The sequence below is a fragment of the Brevundimonas sp. UBA5936 genome (assembly GCA_002430835.1).
In the GTDB taxonomy this organism is placed as follows: Bacteria; Pseudomonadota; Alphaproteobacteria; order Caulobacterales; family Caulobacteraceae; genus Brevundimonas.
This window is the reverse complement of sequence record DJDA01000109.1, coordinates 1-18,363: the sequence shown is the minus strand read 5'-3', so window position 1 is coordinate 18,363 and position 18,363 is coordinate 1. Positions and strand designations below refer to the sequence as shown.

General features: G+C 66.4%; 12 protein-coding genes, 2 pseudogenes and 1 riboswitch. Of the genes and pseudogenes, 7 read left to right on the top strand and 7 right to left on the bottom strand.

Annotated features, from left to right (window positions below):
- Window positions 1-167 precede the first annotated feature (167 nt).
- The 4 genes and pseudogenes from B2Y21_RS09730 to B2Y21_RS09715 all read right to left on the bottom strand — a co-directional run bounded on the left by B2Y21_RS09730 (window position 168) and on the right by B2Y21_RS09715 (window position 5,623).
- Entirely contained in the window at window positions 168-641 is a 474-nt protein-coding gene (locus tag B2Y21_RS09730; RefSeq protein ID WP_292059306.1) for a peroxiredoxin family protein, read from the bottom strand.
- A gap of 154 nt (window positions 642-795) precedes the next feature.
- A pseudogene (locus B2Y21_RS15930) lies at window positions 796-1,235 on the bottom strand (Dps family protein).
- Window positions 1,236-1,725: 490 nt separating this feature from the next.
- Window positions 1,726-3,156 carry a hypothetical protein gene (locus B2Y21_RS09720; RefSeq protein ID WP_292059304.1) on the bottom strand — a complete coding sequence of 477 codons (1,431 nt, stop codon included), beginning with the start codon at window positions 3,154-3,156 and terminating at the stop codon, window positions 1,726-1,728.
- Window positions 3,116-5,623 (bottom strand): hypothetical protein, encoded by a 2,508-nt coding sequence (locus tag B2Y21_RS09715; RefSeq protein WP_292059302.1) that lies wholly within the window; start codon window positions 5,621-5,623, stop codon window positions 3,116-3,118. Before B2Y21_RS09715 ends, B2Y21_RS09720 begins: the two co-directional genes overlap by 41 nt.
- A 222-nt stretch (window positions 5,624-5,845) precedes the next feature.
- On the opposite strand from B2Y21_RS09715, the gene B2Y21_RS09710 reads away from it, so the two are divergent.
- Together B2Y21_RS09710 and B2Y21_RS09705 are read left to right on the top strand one after the other, a co-directional pair.
- On the top strand, window positions 5,846-9,454 hold the full coding sequence (locus B2Y21_RS09710; protein ID WP_292059300.1) for an SIR2 family protein: 3,609 nt from the start codon (window positions 5,846-5,848) through the stop codon (window positions 9,452-9,454).
- Window positions 9,455-9,725: 271 nt separating this feature from the next.
- A complete protein-coding gene (locus tag B2Y21_RS09705) occupies window positions 9,726-9,863 on the top strand; it encodes a hypothetical protein (RefSeq protein ID WP_292059299.1) in 138 nt (45 codons plus the stop codon).
- Between the two features lie 143 nt (window positions 9,864-10,006).
- On the opposite strand, the gene B2Y21_RS09700 is transcribed toward B2Y21_RS09705, so the two are convergent.
- Entirely contained in the window at window positions 10,007-10,456 is a 450-nt protein-coding gene (locus tag B2Y21_RS09700) for an acetyltransferase (RefSeq protein WP_292059298.1), read from the bottom strand.
- A gap of 126 nt (window positions 10,457-10,582) precedes the next feature.
- On the opposite strand from B2Y21_RS09700, the gene B2Y21_RS09695 reads away from it, so the two are divergent.
- Entirely contained in the window at window positions 10,583-11,911 is a 1,329-nt protein-coding gene (locus tag B2Y21_RS09695) for an amidohydrolase family protein (protein WP_292059297.1), read from the top strand.
- 349 nt (window positions 11,912-12,260) lie between these two features.
- Complete coding sequence (locus tag B2Y21_RS09690) at window positions 12,261-12,506, top strand: hypothetical protein (protein WP_292059296.1); 246 nt, start codon at window positions 12,261-12,263, stop codon at window positions 12,504-12,506.
- A gap of 277 nt (window positions 12,507-12,783) precedes the next feature.
- Here the strand turns inward: B2Y21_RS09690 and B2Y21_RS09685 are convergent, their stop codons facing one another.
- Window positions 12,784-14,226, bottom strand: coding sequence for an aldehyde dehydrogenase family protein (locus tag B2Y21_RS09685; RefSeq protein ID WP_292059295.1), 1,443 nt, complete (start codon window positions 14,224-14,226; stop codon window positions 12,784-12,786).
- A gap of 127 nt (window positions 14,227-14,353) precedes the next feature.
- Here B2Y21_RS09685 and B2Y21_RS09680 point away from each other — a divergent pair, with 127 nt between their 5' ends.
- The gene (locus B2Y21_RS09680; protein WP_292059293.1) at window positions 14,354-15,184 is read left to right on the top strand and encodes a 2-keto-4-pentenoate hydratase; all 831 of its coding nucleotides are present in this window, start codon (window positions 14,354-14,356) and stop codon (window positions 15,182-15,184) included.
- Window positions 15,185-15,189: 5 nt separating this feature from the next.
- On the opposite strand, the gene cobU is transcribed toward B2Y21_RS09680, so the two are convergent.
- Window positions 15,190-15,711: a bifunctional adenosylcobinamide kinase/adenosylcobinamide-phosphate guanylyltransferase gene (gene cobU / locus B2Y21_RS09675; protein ID WP_292059292.1), complete on the bottom strand. Its 522-nt coding sequence runs from the start codon at window positions 15,709-15,711 to the stop codon at window positions 15,190-15,192.
- A gap of 39 nt (window positions 15,712-15,750) precedes the next feature.
- Window positions 15,751-15,959, top strand: a riboswitch (cobalamin riboswitch).
- Window positions 15,960-16,091: 132 nt separating this feature from the next.
- On the opposite strand from cobU, the gene B2Y21_RS09670 reads away from it, so the two are divergent.
- A complete protein-coding gene (locus B2Y21_RS09670; protein ID WP_292059290.1) occupies window positions 16,092-18,050 on the top strand; it encodes a TonB-dependent receptor plug domain-containing protein in 1,959 nt (652 codons plus the stop codon).
- Window positions 18,051-18,054: 4 nt separating this feature from the next.
- Window positions 18,055-18,363, top strand: a pseudogene (locus B2Y21_RS09665) (hypothetical protein); the annotation flags it as partial.

Genomic DNA, 18,363 nt, shown 5'->3' with positions numbered 1-18,363 from the left:
GCGCGAGATCGTCCCCNNCCCCCCCCCCCCCCCCCCGGCAGGCTCGCGCCCCAACGTCAGGCCGTCGCGCGAGCCTGCCGACGCCCCCTACGGCTGGGCGTTTACGGAGTGCATTGATAGGGCTGTCCCCAACCCGACGATCGGGCGTGCGCTGACCGTCGGGATCACTATTCCTGCAAGAGCGCCGCTGCGAGTCGCTCCGCATCGAGATGGAAGCCGGAGTAGACGAGCTTTCCTTCAGCATCGATGACCGCGAACCACGGCGTGCCGTGGGTGTGGTAGTCCTGCATGAACGTCGGGAGGCTGGAACCTTCAGGCGGCGCGTCATGGCCGAAAGGGATCGGTAGCCGATATCGTGTCTGATTGACGCGAAGCTTGTCGAAGGTGTTGGCGTCCGCGCCCTCGAAAACGGTCTGGATGACGGCGAAGCCGACGCCCCTCGGCTCCAAGGCGCTGTAGAGCCGCTGAAGGGTCGGGAATCCATGGGAATGGCACCCTGTGCACCAGTCCTGGAAGGCGAAGAGGATCTTCGCACCATCTCCCAGATCCGCCAGCGTCACTGGCGTGTCCAAGGTCTCACCCTGCGGACCGATCCATTGGCTGACCCTCAGGTCCGGTGCGTGCGGCTCTGTTGTCGTCATCCCTCGTTCTTTCCATGAATGCGTCCCGTGCATAGTCGGGAACGTGTTGTCGATGCCCGGCCGGCGTCTCGCGCTGCCATCGGTCCGGCGTGAGCGACGTCCGTACGGACGGCCGCTGTGCGACCTCGTTCGGACAGACGCCGCTGGAGTGAGATCAGCTTTCCCGCCCGACCTCGAACAGGAACCAGGCCCGACGTTCGGCTTCGTCGGTCCATGTATCGACCAGTCCCGACGTGGCGTTGTCGCTCGCGTCGTCAGCCGCCTTCTTCGCGCGCCGCAGGGATTCAACCAGGCTGAGATTGTCCGCCCGGAGCTCCGCGAGCATGTCGCGGGGCTTCACGAAGGCTTCGTCATTGTCCTTAATCGTCTGCCGGCGAGCGATGTCGCCGATCGATCGAAGGGTTGTGTTGCCGGTCTTGCGCGCTCGCTCCGCGATGGCGTCCGTCGCAGCCAGAATCTCGCTGCCTGTTCGTCCAGAAGCAGGTGGTAGTCTCGGAAGTAGGGCCCCGACACGTGCCAATGGAAGTTCTTGGTCTTGATGTAGATCGCGTAGCTATCCGCGAGAATGACGTTCAACGCATCGGCGACAGTCATCGCCGCACTTTCGTCGAGGTCGGAGGGCGTCGGTACGAGCGACGGGGCGGGTCTTGTCATGGCGGCAGGCTCCTCATCAGATGATCGTCGAATAAGCCGGCGTTGATTACGTCGACTGTCCTCCTGACAGGATGTGTTCGCGGTCACGACCAAGTCCAATGGCGCGCGTCTATCATTTCGATAGCCGAATAGAGCGGGGCGGCCTCGGCGATCGCCACGCGGCGGTATCGCATCGATCGCGCCGAGATGGGGAAAGCGTCCGGCGCTGCCGCCACCAACTTTCACATGGATCGGTCGCTTACAAGCGCTCCCCTGATGTTCCCGGAGAACCTTTATCCGCTCAGCCGAGGCCACGCGTAGCCGCGCCGCAGCAGAAGATGGAGAGAGCTATTCCGCAGCGGTCGCTCGGATTGCGGAGATTGGCTATGGCGAAACCAAGTGACGCCTCATGACTCAAAGCGGCTGTTCGGAATGTCTGCTTTGAGTGACGTCAGCGGGAGAGGTCGCTGGGTCGGGGCAGGCCGCCTTGGACCAGGCAGATCGCCACGTAGACGGGCGATGTCGCCGTCTCGACGGGGACGATCTCGATCCCGTCTTCGACCGGGAAGGGCACGGCGGTTTTCGGCGTGGCGTCCAGCACGCAGAGGACGCCCACCAGACGGTTTGTTCCGATGGCATAGGTCGCCGCCTGCGCCGCGTACCGTTTGCAGTCCTCGAGCGTCAGCGACCGGACGCGTTCGGATTTGAGCTCGATCCTCACGCCGCGATAGGAGAGGTCGGTCCGTCCGCCCGCCGCATGCGCCTGCTCCTCGAGCTCGACGCCAATGAACCGGGAGCCACGCAACATCTGACGGACATCGTCCTGGAAAGCGGCCTCCGATATCGGTTGCGGATAGCGCGCGTCCTGCACGGCCTGACCCATCAGATTGCCCAAGGCGGCGAGCACCTGAAGTACATCGGCGGCCTCGGGCTCGGAGATGCGTGGCTCCCGCCGCAGCTGGTCACGGATCGCGATCAGCTTCCGGTCGATTCCCGGGTAGCCCGTGATCGGGTTCTGGCGCGGATCGGACCCGTTCAAACGCAGGATCCGCTGCCCGGCGACAACGACCGGCTGTTCGCTTTCGAGGGGACTGAACTCCGCTGCGTAGAGGAATTCATAGGGCCGCGCCTCCAAGGCCTGGGGCGTATGCAGCACCATGCGACCGGTCTCGCTGAAGGTGTAGGGACCCGGTCCGGAAGGCCGATCAAACTCAAAGGTCGGCAGGTCGAAGGTCCGGGCCGGCTCCACCGACACCGGGCTGAGGCGGATTCGGTCGGCGCCCTCCGGCCAGCGCGAGACCTTGACCTCGAGCTTCAGGTCATGGGTCTGCTGGGGCGCCAGCCAGTGGATCCGCTCCGCCGATCGGCCGTCGATGGCGAACGCCAGAAAGGCTACGGCGAGTTCGGGCGGCGGCGTCACCTGCTCCCGGGGCTCCCGCGCCCAACTCGGCAGCTGAGGCTCGGGGTCCGCGAACAGCGCGATGGGCATGGGCAGGGTGCCCAGCGCCGATCGGAGGCCGTCAGCATCCGGTTCGGGCTCGGTCAGCGGACGCAGGCGCGCACGCAGCTCGGTCTCGAAGAGCGTGGCACCGCCGGACGCCTCCATCCCTTCGAACCGCCTTTGTGCGGCGCGGAGATGGCGATCGGCGTCCACCTCTGCGGACAGAACGGCGACCCGCCACGCCTCCAACTGGGCGATGCAGTCCAGGCCGTCGGCGAACGCCGTCCAGATTCGCGCCGCTGGCGCGCGTCCGTAGACGGCCGCGGCCTCCCGCACGGCGGCGGCCGCGGCCTTCAATCGGTCGAACGAAGGTGCCGCAGCCCGCAAGGCGGCGATCGCCTCAATCCTCGAAGGGAAAACCTGCTCTAGAACGTCGGTCACTCGAATCCGCCTTGAAGTCGTCCATGGCCTGCCGATTGGATCGCCAAGCCTCCTCTATGCCCTCCAGCACCGCTGCGTCCTCGGCGGCCACAGCGGCCTCGTGCGCATAGGCCAGGGCGATGAACCGACCGGTCGCTCTTTGGAATCGGTCCCGCACCGTGTCCGGCGTTTTTGCTTCACAGGCCACCGCAAGTCGCGCCGCGGCGTCAGCCCCCGCCGACCCGAGCCGATCGAGGACGGTGTAGGCGATCCAGGGATCCGAGGGGATCAGGGCGATCGCCGTCTCGACGAACCGGTCGGCATGGTGCTGAACGGACGCATCCGGGAGCAGAGCCAGGACGTTGCGGCAGTCGTCGTCCCGATGATGGGTATCATCGGCGAACTCAGGGAGCATGCGGACGACGAGAAGCGCGAAGCTCGGCTCTTCGGCCAGTGCATGGGCAAGCGAGATCAGGCGTGAGCGCAGGTAGAGCGGGTCGATCTCCATGGCCGCATCGACCAGCAGGCGCCGCAAGGGGCCGACTTTATCGCCGAAGACCTCACGCCACCGCGCGAGACGCTCGACACAAGTGAGGAGGAACTGGTCATCTCCCTTGCCGCGATAGATGTAGAGGATGTTCAGGACGGCGCCGGCCGCCTCTGACCGGAGCGATTCCGGCAGGCTGAACCGGTCGAGCGCCCGGACCGCCGCCTTGTGGACGGCGACGTACTGATCCCACAGGAGGTAGGTGAAGGCCTCGTACACCATCGGCGGGATGTTCTTGCGGTTCTCGCGGTGAACCTCGGCCAGGGCGGCGGCCGCGCTGGCCCGTCCTGCCACGGAAGCGCCGACCAAGCCATAGTAGAGCTGGGAGAGATAGCGGCTCAGCCCGGTCAGGGAGCGGGTCAGGCTCGCGAGGGCCCCTATTGCTTCGGCGCGCAGGCGTTCACGGGCCTCCGGGACGGCTTCCAGCGTCTCCAGAAGCTCGTCGATGCGGGCTTCGTCGTCCGACGCTGTCCGCGCCGCGAGTTCCAGGAAGGTCGACATCAAACCGGTCAGGGCCGCGCGTCGGTTGTTGCGCTCCATTGCGGCGATCCAGTGGTCGGCTTTCGGCGGTTCCTTCTCCAGGGCCACCAGACGGTCGTCCATTACGAGGGCGGCACCGATCAGACCCTCCATTTCGGTTTCGGCAAGGGAGTCTAGGCCGCGAGCGTGGTGACGGAACACCTCCTGCACGGGGCGGAGGGCTTCGTCATCGGTCTCCGTCGTGGCGGCCCAGAGCAGACGGCGGAATGCCAGGCGTTCCGCCTCCGTCGGCGGCACCTCGCAATCCGAAAGATCCCGGCGGCGCACGACTTCACCGTACAGCGACAGAGCGCGGGCGCGAGATCGAACGTCAGCGCCCTGCATGAATTTCTGGATCAGGACGTCGACGGCCTCTGGGGCGTTCCGGAAGATACCGGAGATCACCTCGCTGACCCGCGCGAGACGCTCGTTACGATCGTCCAGATCGTCGATCAGCAGATGGGCGCGGACATAGGTCGAAACGAGGTCGCGGGCCGCGCCGTCCGCTGCGGCAGGCAAGACCTTCTGGATCGCTCGAAACCCGCGCGCCGCTCGCTCCACACGGTATCGGGAGCGTTCGCCAAGTTCAGCTTTCAAGACGTCGATGACGCCTTCGGGGTGGGCTCGGTGCAAGCCCAACAGCAGCGCGGGCTGGTTCTCAGGAGACGCGCCGTAAGAGCGGGAACGGTCCGGATTGGCGCGATCCGCTGCGCGGGGAACGACCGCGCGGAGATCGTCCGGTGTGAGGAGCGAGACATGGTTGAGTAGGATCGCCGAGGCGAGGTCCGCACTCGCACCCAGAGTCTTGCGGGCGAGATCCACCAGCGACCTTGGCGGCGCGCCGACATGGCGCAGCATCGCCAGGGCGGCCGGACGGAACCAGTCTTCGACCCTCGCCAGATCGAGCACATAGTCGGTGAGCGCCTGAGGAAAATGCTCCGGCGCCAGCCGGGCGCTTTCGGTGAGCCGCTTGAAGTTCGCTTCGGATCGGTCCGCGTCGAAATCGCCGATGTCGTCCACGATCGTGGCGCTGAGCGTGGACAATTCTGATTTCAGTCGGTCGCGCCGCTGCTGGCGTTCGGCCAACGCCGCCTCAGCCTCAGCCTCAAGGCGCTGATCCTCCCGCGCCCGCTCCGCTACCTGACGGTCGCGTTCGCCGATCAACTCGCTCAGGTTCGGCAAGCGGACGGGTTTACGGACGGTGCACACCGCGCAATGCCGGTCGTAGAAGTCGATGGCGGCGTCGGCAAGATCCCAGCATGACATGCCGTCGCGTCCAGCGTGATCGCATTCCAGCCCCAAATGTCCTATCGGATCGCCCGTCATCTGTTCGATTAGGCCGCTGCCCCCGAAGCGGGTCATGCGGATGTGGGCGCACCAGTTTTTTGCCAGGACGAGCGTCCGGCTGTTCTTACGACCCATTTCGGCGGTGGCCTTTAGGTCTCGGTCGGACGTCATCACGCACCTTTCAGTCGACCATTATCCTCTCTCGGGAGCCGGAAAGCGAAGCTAGGCCGCGAGGCGCACAACCGCTAGTCCTTAAGCACGGACGATGCTCTATAAGGCGACTGCAGGGGTTCGGGCCACCGTGATCGGCTCGTCAACTCCCCCGACCTTCGTCCACCGCGACGGCTGAGACCGACCTTGCCGCTGAAGTTTTCCGAAACCGGACCCGCCTTTCCCGACGCCCTCGTGAACGACATGCTTGAGGGCAAGGTCGTCTTCCTGTGTGGGGCCGGGGTCAGCACGCCGCAACTGCCCGGGTTCAAGGACTTGGTGGTGCGGGTCTACAAAAAGCTGGGCATGGACCAGAACGCGGGCGAGGCGGAAGCCTTCAACGCCAATCGGTACGAAGAGGTCCTCGGGTCCCTCGCCCGACGGCTGTCGCGACCTCAAGCGGTGGCTCGCGCGGTGCACGATCTGCTCCAAAAGGCCGACCCGGACCTCGCGCGCCATCACACGCTGCTGCGCCTGTCGCGAGATCTGCTCAGTCGTCCGACCTTGGTGACCACCAACTTCGACACACTGTTCGAACGCGCCTTCGAGGAAGTCGAAGGCAAGGGCTGCGCACGACCCATGAGCCTTGCCGGACAGGCCCTGCCACCTCCCGGCGGCGGCGACTTCTGCGGCATCATCCACCTGCACGGACGGCTGGCCGACCCGGATCGCGGCCTGGATCCATCTCCGCTGGTGATGACCAGCTCGGACTATGGCGACGCCTATATGCGGTCGGCTTGGGCCTCCCGTTTCCTGTTCGATTTGATGCGCTGCCGGTCCCTGGTCCTGATCGGCTATCAGGCGAATGACGCCCCCGTCCGATACTTCCTGAACGTGCTCGAGTCTGATCGCGAGCGGTTTGAGGACCTGCGGGACGTCTACGCCTTCGACGGCCGTGAGTTGGCCAAGGCAGACCAGGACTCTTGGTCGACCGTGGCGGTGCACGCCCTCGGCTTTGAGAAAGCAGTATCGGGAGACGCCTACGCCACGCTCTGGCGTGATTTGGACGCCCTGGCGAACCTGATAGAGAAGCCCCGCCGATGGAGACGGGCGAGGGCGAAGGCGATCCTCGAGCAGCCGATGTCCGCCGCCTCGGTCATCGACCTTGATACTGTAGCTTGGCTGCTGCGCGGCAAGCGTGATCTCTGGGATGTGGCGATCAACGCCATCACCGACCACCGCTGGCTCGACCATTTTACCGCCCAGAAGCTCTGGGACGACAATGACGCCGCTTGGGTTCTGGCGTCATGGTGCGCCCTGGATTGGACCGACCGCGACCGGCTGACCCACGCGATCTCTTGGGTGGGGCGGTTCAGGGTGAGGTTTGCCGAACGTCTTGAGCAGCGGCTATGGTCGGCGCGACCCACGGATGATCTCGTTTATCGGGCCTGGCGGATGGTGATCGCCAGCGCCACGGAAACCCGGGACGACGATCTCGTGAGCTATCGGCTCACCTCCCGCCTCCAGGCGGGCGGCGTCACGGATCAGGACGTTCAGGATGCCGTCGATCGGATCAGCCCGCGCGTCGCCTTGATGACGCGCGGCTTCGAGGCGAGCCGGTCTTCGAAACCGGCCACCCGTCTGTCCGACTTCTTCCATGTCCGTCTGTCTGTAGAGGATCGTGGAGGCATCATCGATCTGATGGACGCGGTGCTCGCGGCCGCGGAGCCGCTTCGCCTGTGTGAGATCGCCACTGAACGACTTCGCAGCGTGATCGCGGCCGCCTACGAGGCCGAGTATTTCTACGCCGAGACCGATCGGCTCGATGAAAACCTCCCCACGGTCGAGCGTCACGACCAGAACAAATATCAGAACGGCATCGTCTTCCTCGTTCAGCTTGCCACCGACGCCTTCACCCGGGTCGCGCGGGCGGACCACGCCGCCGCGCGGGTTCTCGCCGAGCGCTGGAAGGTCCTCCCCAGCCGGGTGGGCCGCAGGCTTTATCTTCAAGCCCTCAGGAACTCGGACCTTTACTCCGCAGACGACGTCGCCCAGGCGATCCTGGATCTCAGCGTAGACGACTTCTGGAAGATCCGGCGCGAGCTGATCCTCGCAATGTCCGAGCGCCTTGAGGGCGCTGATCCCGCTCTCACGACCGCGATCAACCGGCGGATCATCGACGAGGCGCCGACGCTCTATGTGGGCGAGATCGCGGGCCCGGCGGGGCAGGAGGACTGGCGGCCGCAAGTGCGGGATCGCAATGCGTGGCTACGGCTGTCCGCCCTCAAGCGCGCATCGGTCCTTTCTCCCGAGGGCGCCGAGGCTCTGGGCAGGATCGCGGGGGATCGAACCTTCCTTGCGGGCGACTTCGACGAGAGCGACCTGTTCCGCAACTATTCGAGAGGTGTTCGACGCCTGAGCGGGAACCCAGAACCGCTGAGACGAACAACCGAGGCCGCTAAACGACTCGAAATCGTTCGCACCGATCTGACAGAAGCCGATCCGGCGGTTCAGCAGAACTGGCGCGCCTACTGCTCTGCGGATCCGGTCGGTGCCCTTGAAACCCTAAAGCTGGCTCCGCTCGTTGCGGACAACGCCGGCCTGTGGGGCGATCTGGTCGGTTCGCTGTCATGGTCACCCGAGGGTGAGGCAGCCGCAGCCAGACGGACGCGCCAGAAGATCACGCGCGAAATCTTCAATCATCTCGAAGACGCCGATCAGGGTCTGATCGACGGGCTGGCTCGCGGGCTTGTCGATCTCCTCGAGCAGGGACGGCGCGCACGGCTGCCCAGCGCAGACGCGTGGTGGGATCGGCTTTGGGCTGCTTGCGAGGGCGATTCAGACATCCAGGTGGAGGACGACGCGACCGACCGGTTCTACGATCACGTCATCAACACCGGCGCGGGTCGTCTCGCTGAGCAACTGATCACCCAGATCGATGCGCGGAAGACCAAGACCCGGAAGATTTCGCCCGAGAATCGGGCGCGCCTGCAACGGATCATGGCGTCGGATACGCCCGCCGGATGGCTCGGTCGTGGTGCCTGCGCCGGTCAGGCCGGTTTTCTGTTCTTCGTCGATCCGACCGGTGTGCGCCGGATTCTCAAACCCTGGATGATTCGCGATGATCGGCAGGGACAAACCCTTCGCAGCGTCCTCGTCGAATGGTCACGTCTAGGCGAAAAGGCTGAGAAAGCCCTGGCGGACGTGATCCTGCGAGGGGTTCGGGAAAGCCAAGCCTCTGGCCTAGTGGCGACGCACGTCGCGGACCGACTGGTGCGCCCGCTGTTCCTCGACGCCGTCGACCGTCAAAAGTCCCCCTTCAGTCAGGATGAGGTCCGGTCCACGCTCAAGCAAGCGGCACCTTCGGTGCTTGAGGCGCTGCTCGACGTGATGGAAAGATGGGTCGAAGGAAGCGGCCGAAAGCCGGAGAACGCTTGGCGGCAGGCGGTTGAACCCATCTTCGAGGCGATCTGGCCCAAGGAGAGGACCTACAAGAACCCTCTCTACACCCGACGCCTCGCCGCGCTCTGCCTCGCCGCCGGTGACGCCGCTCCCGAAGCTTTCGACGTGATCAGACCATTCCTATCGCCGCTCGAAGGTCAGTCGGCAGCCCTGAATGGTGTGACCCGTTCCCCGACCATCAAGTCCCACCCCAAGGTGGTCCTTGAGCTGCTATGGGCGATGTGCGGCCCCGGTTGCGAGATCGAGGTTTGGCAACTGGACAAGGCGCTCGACAAGATCGCGGAGGTCGACGAGAGCTTGATAAGGGATCGCCGCTTCCAATGGCTGGAGCAACGAGCTCCGCGGTTCGGGTGAGGCTAGTTTCCGGCTTCAGGGTGCAGCCGCTTGTGCGGCTCTGCCGACGTCTGCTTTCCGGCAACAAAAGAATGTCAGCTTCTGGCGCATCTCGGCGGTTCAGCACGAACGTCTGCGCCGGCTTGGTGAGGTCTCGCCTGACGACCAGGCAGGGTGGAAAACCGTTCGTGAGGAGCTTGCTTATCCAATGAATGTAACGGTGGCGACAAGCGGGGGCGTTGACAGTCTGCACTTGCAGAGCGAGCATGGCCTCCGAACCCGGAGTTGAGCAATGGCCCGCGTCGCCCCCACGCGAATCCAACAGGTCATCATCGTCGTGATCACGATGTTCGCGGTGCGCGCTCTTCTTGGAGAAGAAATCGCCGGCTTCACGGATGGTCTGGTCCTAGGGTTCACCGACGGCGTCTAAGCGGCCCTAAAGCTGAGGTCCACTTAGGGTCAGAGCGCGACAAGCGGTTGCCTAGCTAAATGTCCTGTATCGGGAAGCCTAATGACGACCGCTTCTGGCGCGGAGGCGACTGAAACACTGCCGATAACAAGCAGGCCGACGATTCATCCGACAGGCTTCGCGAGCCGCAAATGCAGCAGCGGGTATGGGCGGCCTTGCCCGTCCACGGCGGAACGACCAGTGACCGTGAAGCCCAGTCGCTCATAGAAGCCGAGCGCTTGGGTGTTCTGCTCGTTCACATCGACCGTTAGCGTCTCGCGCGCCCGCATCGCGCTTTGCATCAGTAATGTGCCGATACCTTCGCCTCGACGATCCGGGTTGATGAAAAGAGCTTCAAGATGGGTGTCGTCGAGCAGCATGAAGCCGACAGGAAAATCCTGGCCGTCGACAGCCACTTCGAACGTGGCGGTGGGAAAGAACGCACGAACTTCCGTCTCGATGGTTTGACGGTCGTCGGGATCGAGGAAATCGTGGGTGGCGTCGACCGCGCCTCGCCAGATGTTCACCAAGCGATCGGTGTCTGCGGGGGTGCTGGGCCGGATCAGATAACGCATCGCCGTCGCATAGACGGTTTTTGAGGACGCCGCCCGAGACCTCTGCGCGGGTTACGGCGAATTCACGCGTCAGTCCGCATCCGGTAAGGCCAGATGAGCCTCTGACGGGAACAGCCCGGAGCCTTCATGACATCCCGCCTCGCCACCGCCGCCGCATCCCTCGCCCTCTTGGCAGCCGCCATGCCAACCCTCGCCGAGGCGCAGCATGCCCCCAGACCCCTGGTGCTGGTGCGCGCCGGAAACCTGTTCGACTCTGAAGCGGGGCGCATGGTCGGTCCGCGCGACATCTTGATCCGAGGCGAACGCATCGCCGAGGTGGGCGAGGGGCTGGCGGCTCCGGAAGGCGCAACCGTCATCGACCTGCGTCGCTGTTCGGTGATCCCGGGCCTGATCGACGCCCACACGCACCTGCTTCTGGAGCAGAGGGGCGGGGAGGGCCTGGCCGACGCCGCCGCCCGCGATCAGGCCGTGCAGGGCGACGTCTACCGGGCCCTGACCGCCGCCGGCCGTGCCCGTGAGTATCTGGACGCCGGCTTCACTACCGTGCGCGACCTCGGCAATTCAGGCCGCTTCCTGGATCTGATGCTGGAGCGGGCGGTGAACGATGGCCGCGTCGCCGGTCCGCGCATCTATGGCTCGGGGCCGGGCCTGGCGCCCGCGGGCGGACAGATGGAGCCGATGCCGGGTGATCCCCACGATCTGGTCAATGGCGAGTACCGCATTGTCACCGGCGTCGAGGACGCCCGCGCCGCCGTGCGCGAGGCCATCGCCCGGGGCGCGGACGTCATCAAGATGTACCCGGAGGCCACGCCCCAGCGCACCCGCCTGTCGGTCGAGGAGATCGCCGCCATCGTCGGCGAGGCGAAGCGGCACAATATTCCCGTCGCCGCCCACGCCACCAGCGACGCCTCGATCCGCGAGGCCGTCGAGGCGGGGGTGACCTCCATCGAGCACGCCTACGAAATCTCGGACGAGACCCTGGGGCTGATGGCGCGCAAGGGCGTGTGGCTGGTGCCGACCGATCCTTCGCTGGAGATGGCGCTGGAGTTTACCCGCAGCTGGCCGCAGCAGCCGCCGCGCGAGGAGGTCGATCGTCACCTGCAGGGCGGTCGCGACCGTCTGATGCGCGCCCATAGGGCCGGCGTCCGGATCGCCTTGGGTTCAGACCTCTACTTCCCCTATGGACCGGGGCGTGGGGCCGGGTCGCGGGCCACCCTGGAAGGCTATGTCGAGGCCGGGCTGACGCCGACGCAGGCGCTGCAGTCCGCGACCTGGGAAGCCGGACGGATGCTGGGCGACGACGGTCTGGGCGTCATCCGCCCCCGTGCCTTCGCCGATCTGGTTGCGGTCGAGGGAGACCTCGGGCAGGGGCTCGCACCGCTGCGGACGCCGCGTATCGTGATCAAGAGCGGACGCGTCGTTGTTGGGGAAAGTCTGGCGTGCGCTACCAGCTGAGGGAGGCCAGTTGACGTCTGCTCTTCGGTCCAGGCTCAATGACCGCTTCTGGCGCAGCACGGACATTGGACGGCCAAGCTAAGCAGAGCTAGGTATCATCGTCCAACTACGGAGTCAGCCCGTGACGCTAGAGAAGTGGTGCCTTGTGCTGGGTGGGCTGGGCGTCTTCGTGGGAGCAGGCGTTCACGTTGCCGCATTGGCCGGTGGTCCTCGGTGGATTGAGTTCGTCGGTGCGCCGTCCTCAGTCGTGCGATCCGCGACGGAAGGCACTTGGTTGGCCCCTGCTGGGGCGCTTGGGATAGCGGCCCTGCTGATTTTGTGGGGGCTCTACGCACTCTCGGGAGCAGGCTTGATCCGTCGGCTGCCACTGCTGAAGACGGTGTTGGGTAGCGTCGCCCTGCTTTTTCTCCTGCGCGGCCTCATCGTCATCCCGTTTCTCAGCCGCGCAAACTGGGCCTCTCCCATCGAGACCTTCGCGGTCGCTGCGTCTGCGTTCGTCTTTGTTCTGGGCGCGGCCTACGCCGTAGGCGTCTGGGGCGTTTGGCGGTCTCAGAGAGACACGGCGTTGCGCCGTATTCGGACAACGCTCGCTTGAGGCCCGCAATGATGATCGTAAGCGGACCTAAGTCTGGGACCGTGCAGACGTCTGACTGCAACACCAAGCCGGTTTCTGCTATTGGATTTCAGGAAATTGGTGTTGATCCAGATTGCTGGCTCTTTCATTTTTCTGGTGACCATATGGTGACCAATCACCGCTGAGACTTTCCCATTGTCGGAAAAAATCAGCATTATCAGGATGATATCGATAGAATAAGCGGCATCGAATATCCTGTATTGGGACATCGAGCTGGAGCCCTAGCGCGCCGCCTGCCTTAGCTGGCTGAGTAGCTGGTCTTGGTCTGGGTGTAGAAGTCGGCCGCCGCGAAGCCCTGCTCGCGCGGGCCGTAGCTGGACTTCTTCGTGCCGCCGAAGGGGACGTGATAGTCGACGCCCGCCGTGGCCAGGTTGACCATGGTCATGCCTGCGCGCGCCCGGCGCTGGAAATCGCGCGCGTGCTTCAGCGACTGGGTGACGATGCCTGCCGACAGGCCGAACTCGACGCCGTTGGCGACCGCCAGGGCTTCTTCGAAGTTGGCCACGCGGATGGTCGAGGCGACGGGGCCGAACACTTCCTCGGTGTTGATGCGGGCGTCGGACTGGGTGTCGACGATCAGGGTCGGCTGGACGTACCAGCCCGGCTTGTCGAGGCTGAGACGCTCGCCGCCGGCCAGCACGCGGCCCCCGCCGTCGCGGGCGATGTCGATGTAGTCATAGGAGGTCTGGCGCTGGGCCTCGGTCACGGCCGGGCCCATCTGGGTCGCGGGGTCGAGGGCGTCGCCGACGCGCAAAGCCTTCACCTTCTCGGCCAGGGCGGCGACGAAGCGGTCGTGGATTGCGTCCTGCACGATCAGGCGGCTGGACGCGGTGCAGCGTTGCCCGGTGGCGAAGAAGCTGCCGTCCAGGGCGATGGCCACGGCGCGGTCCAGATCGGCGTCGTCCAGCACGATCAGCGGGTTCTTGCCGCCCATCTCCAGCTGCACGCGGGCCTGGCGCTTCATCGCCCCCTCGGCCACCCCGGCGCCGACCTTCTGCGAGCCGGTGAAGCTGACGCCGTCCACGTCGGGGTGGGCGACGATGGCGCGGCCGACGTCGCCGTCGCCGATGACCATGTTGACCACGCCGCCGGGCAGGCCCGCCTCATGCAGGATGGCGATCAGGGCCTCGGCCGTGGCCGGGGTCGGGCCGGCGGGCTTGATGACGACGGTGTTGCCGAAGGCGATGGCCGGCGCGATCTTCCAGGCCGGAATGGCGATGGGGAAGTTCCACGGGGTGATCAGGCCGAACACCCCGACCGGCTGGCGATAGGTCTGGATTTCGACGCCGGGCCGGGTCGAGGCCAGGTTCTGGCCGTGCAGACGCAGGGCCTCGCCGGCGAAGTATTTCAGGATGCGGGCGGCGCGGGCGGTCTCGCCGACGCCCTCGGCCAGGGTCTTGCCCTCTTCGCGCGACAGCAGGCGGCCGACCGCCTCGCGCCGCTCCATCAGCAACGTACCGGCCCGGTCCAGCACGTCCGAGCGCGCCTCGGGCGAGGCGTCGGCCCAGGGACCGAAGGCCGCGCGCGCCGCCTGAACCGCCTGATCGACCTCGGCCGCCCCGCCCTGGGGCGTGCGGGCCACGACCTCGCGCGTGTCCGAGGGGTTCAGGCTCTCGCCCGTCCGCGCCCCGGCGATCTTCTCGCCGCCGATCCAGTGCGAAAGCTCAAGCGTGTCGGTCATGGGGATCATCCTCGGTTGCCAGGCTGGATTGCCCGACGACGGCGGCTCGGACAAGGCGTGGAGCCGACGATTGACGCGGCTTTCCGCAGCGACACATTATCCGCCCCTTTCAATCGGGGCGTTGTGCGTGAACCAGCAGCATCTTTCTTCGGAAGCCGACGATCTGGCGGTTGCGCGGACCTTTGTGGAGCATCGCCTTTCGGCGCGGGCCTTGTGCGACTATCCGGGACCGATCCCCGAGACGCTGAGCCGTTCCTATGCGATCCAGGATCAGGCGATCGCCCTCTACCCCAGCCAGGTCGTCGGCTGGAAGGTCGGCGGGGTGCCTGTGGCGCTGCAAGGCGAGTTGGGCGCGCATCGCGTGGCGGGAGCCGTCTTCACCGCCAATACCTGGGCTGTAGGTTCGCAGGCGACAGCGCTTCCGGTCATCGAAGGCGGCTTCGCGGCGATCGAGGCCGAGTTCATCGCCCGTATCGGCGCGGACGTCGACCCGGCGCGCCTGGACTGGAGCCTTGAGGCCGCCGCCGATCAGATCGACGTCGTCTTCATCGGGGTGGAGCTGGCGGGCAGCCCCCTGCCGACCATTAACGACCTGGGGCCGACGGTGACGGCCTCGGATTTCGGCAACAACGGCGGCCTGTTGGTCGGCCCGGAACTGACGGATTGGCGCGCCCGGCTCGAAACGGTCGAGGTGGAGACCGTCATCAATGCAGAGCGTGTGGGCTGGGGCGGATCGGCCCCCCTGGCCGGCGGCGCGCTGGAATCGGTGCGGTTCCTGCTGGAGCACGGCGCGCGACGCGGGCGGCCGCTGACGGCGGGAACCCTGATCTCGACCGGCGCGGTCACGGGGGTTCATCGCGTGGGGATCGGCGATGAAGCCATCTGCCGCTTTGATGACGTCGGCGAGATACGCTGCCGCACGGTGAAGGCGCAGCCTCGGCTCGACCTGAAGGGGTGAGCGCTTCAGACCCGCTCTAGCGGCAGGCGCATTCCCGCGACGATCAGGCAGGCCGTATCGGCGACGGCGGCGATGCGCTGGTTCAGGCGGCCGGCTTCGTCGCGGAAGCGTCGGCCCAGCGGATTGTCGGGCACCAGGGACCAACCGACTTCGTTGCTGACGACCCACAGCGTGGCGGGGCAGGCGGCGAGGGCCTGGGCCAGGTCGTCGACGGCGGCGGCCAGGTCGCGCTCGGCCAGCATCTGATTGCTGAGCCACAGCGTCAGGCAGTCGACGACGGCGATGTCCTCGGCCGACAGGGCGCGCACGGCCTCGGCCAGATCCAGCGGCGCTTCGATTTGGCGCCAGCCCTGGCCGCGTTCGGCCTGATGGCGTGCGATGCGGTCGCGCATCTCGTCGTCGAAAGCCTCGGCGGTGGCGATGAAGACGGGCGAGCGGCCCGCCGCCTCGGCGGCCCTCTCGGCTTGTCGCTGGGCGTAGCCGCTCTTGCCGGAACGGGCGCCGCCGAGAACCAGGCTTAGGGTCATGCGTCGTCTCTCCGGTTGACCTGAACCGCACGCGGTCCTACTGCCACGGTCGCGTCAGGTTCCCCGAAAGGGGATTGAAAGGGAACGGAGTGTGAAACTCCGGCTGTTCCCGCAACTGTAAGCGGCTAGCCCGCGCGTCATACGCCACTGGCGGTCCGGAAGGCCACGGCCTGAACGACTGCTGGGAAGGCGACGCGCACCGGCCTTGATCCGCGAGCCAGGAGACCTGCCTGTCGCCGTCGTTCTCCGTGCGGTCGGGATGTGCCGGGCGGTCGAGGCAACTCGTGTGACGACAGTCGTAAACCAGCCGCGTCAGCGGCCGCCTTCGCTCATCCGGGCGACGGGCGGTCCGGCGCGGCGTCGTCATATGGAGACCCGGAATGAACCGGACCGCATTCGCTACCCTGGCCGCCGCCAGCCTTCTGGCCGCCGCTCCCGCCTTCGCCGCTGAAACCGTCGATCAACAGGCCGCCGCTCCTGACGTGGCGGGTCGCGCCGGAGCCACCGCCGTCGAGGACGTGGTCGTCACCGCCAACCGCTCGGCCCAGCCGATCGAGCGCGTCGGCGCCTCGGTCACTGTCTTGACCCAGGCCGCCATCGAGGCGCGCCAGACCCCGGCCGTGGTCGAGCTTCTGGCCCAGACGCCGGGTGTCAGCTTCACTCGCAACGGCGGCGTCGGCACCTCGACGGGCGTCAACATTCGCGGCGCCGAGAGCCAGCACACCGTCGTTCTGATCGACGGGGTCAAGCTGAACGACCCGTCCTCGACCCAGGGCGGTTTCAACTTCGGCAACCTGCTGGTCGGCGACACGGCGCGTATCGAGGTGCTGCGCGGCGCCCAGTCGACCCTGTGGGGCAGCCAGGCCATCGGCGGCGTGGTCAATATCGTCACGGCCGAACCGACCGAAGCCCTGCAAGGCAGCCTCGACGCCGAGGCCGGCGCGCGCGGCACGACCTATTTCCGCGGCGGGATCGGCGGCGCTAACGAGCGCCTGAGCTGGCGTCTGGCGGCCAGCCGCTACGACACCGACGGCTTCTCGGCCTTCGCCAAGGGGACCGAGGATGACGGCTACACCAACACCGGCCTGTCCGGCCGCCTGAACGTCAAGGTGACGGACGCGGTGTCCCTGGACCTGCGCTCGGTCTGGTCCAGCGGCCGCAACGATTTCGACGCCTTCAACGGCGACAGCCGCGAATACGGCAAGACCCAGGAGCTGGTCGCCTACGCCGGACTGAACTTCGACCTGCTGGACGGCCGGTTCCGCAACCGCATCGGCTACGCCCACACCGACACGGACCGCCGCAACTTCAACCCGGACAACACGGTCCAGACCCTGACCTTCGACGCCGAGGGCCAGAACCGCCGCTGGGAATACCAGGGCGCCTTCGCCTTCACCGAGGCGCTGAACGCGACCTTCGGCCTGGAGCACGAGAAGTCGGAGATGAAGACCCGCTCGCCCGGCGACTGGAACCCGAACCCGGCCTTTGGTCGCGGCGAGGCCGAGCTGAACAGCGCCTATGGCCAGGTGCAGTGGACGGTGCTGGACGGCCTGACCCTGACCGGCGGCCTGCGCTATGACGACCACGCGCAATATGGCGACAACCTGCTGGGCCAGGTCGCGGCGGCCTGGGCTCTGAACGAGGGCGACACGGTGGTGCGCGCCAGCTGGGGCCAGGGCTTCCGCGCGCCGGGCCTGTATGAGCTGTACAGCGAGTACGGCAATCTGAACCTGCAACCGGAAGAGTTCGACAGCTGGGAGATCGGCGTCGAACAGCGCCTGTTCGACCGCGCCGTCGTCTCGGCGACCTACTTCAATCGCCAGGCGGACAATGAGATCCGCTACAACGGCTGCTCGACGCCTTCGACGGACCCGCTGTGCACCGTCAACGGCGCGGGCCGCTGGGGCTATTACTGCAACGTCCAGAAGACCGAGGCGCAAGGCGTCGAACTGGTCGGCCGCGTGGACGTGACGGAGCGCCTGAACGTCAGCGCCAACTACACCTGGACCGACGCCAAGAGCGCCTCGGGCGCCACGGACGGCAAGCGCCTGACGCGCCGTCCTGAGCATATGGCGAATTTCGCCGCCGACTACGCCTTCGCCTTCGGCCTGAAGACGGGCGTGGCCGTGCGCTACGTCGGCGAGACGTTCAACAACGACACGAACACGGTGAAGGTCGACGCCTACACCCTGGTCGATCTGCGCGCCTCCTATCCGATCAACGACACCCTCGAAGTCTACGGTCGGATCGAGAACGCCTTCGACGAGGACTATCAGACGGTCCTGAACTACGGCGCGCCGGGACGCGGCGTGTTCGGCGGCGTTCGCGTCCGGTTCTGATGCGATGAAGGACGCCGCGTTCCTGACGACGGCGACCCGGCACGGCGGCGGCCTGATGACGGCGGCCGCCGCCTATCCCGACGCGCCGCAGCCCTGGCTGGACCTGTCCACGGGGATCAATCCCGAGCCGTGGCGGGGACCGCGCGCGTCGGAGGAGGCGCTGAACCGCCTGCCCGATCCCGCCGCCCTGGCGGCGTTGGAGGCGGTCGCTGCGGCCGCCTTCGGCGCTTCGCCCGGGCGGACGGCGGCGGTCGCGGGAGCCGAGGCGGCGATCCGTCTTCTGCCCATGTTGCTGGGCGTGCGGGCGGTCGAG

Coding starts and splice junctions, on each gene's coding strand:
- B2Y21_RS09730 (WP_292059306.1), bottom strand. CDS start 641: ATGACGACAACAGAGCCGCACGCACCGGACCTGAGGGTCAGCCAATGG.
- B2Y21_RS09695 (WP_292059297.1), top strand. CDS start 10,583: ATGACATCCCGCCTCGCCACCGCCGCCGCATCCCTCGCCCTCTTGGCA.
- B2Y21_RS09705 (WP_292059299.1), top strand. CDS start 9,726: ATGGCCCGCGTCGCCCCCACGCGAATCCAACAGGTCATCATCGTCGTG.
- B2Y21_RS09700 (WP_292059298.1), bottom strand. CDS start 10,456: ATGCGTTATCTGATCCGGCCCAGCACCCCCGCAGACACCGATCGCTTG.
- B2Y21_RS09685 (WP_292059295.1), bottom strand. CDS start 14,226: ATGACCGACACGCTTGAGCTTTCGCACTGGATCGGCGGCGAGAAGATC.
- cobU (WP_292059292.1), bottom strand. CDS start 15,711: ATGACCCTAAGCCTGGTTCTCGGCGGCGCCCGTTCCGGCAAGAGCGGC.
- B2Y21_RS09670 (WP_292059290.1), top strand. CDS start 16,092: ATGAACCGGACCGCATTCGCTACCCTGGCCGCCGCCAGCCTTCTGGCC.
- B2Y21_RS09715 (WP_292059302.1), bottom strand. CDS start 5,623: ATGGGTCGTAAGAACAGCCGGACGCTCGTCCTGGCAAAAAACTGGTGC.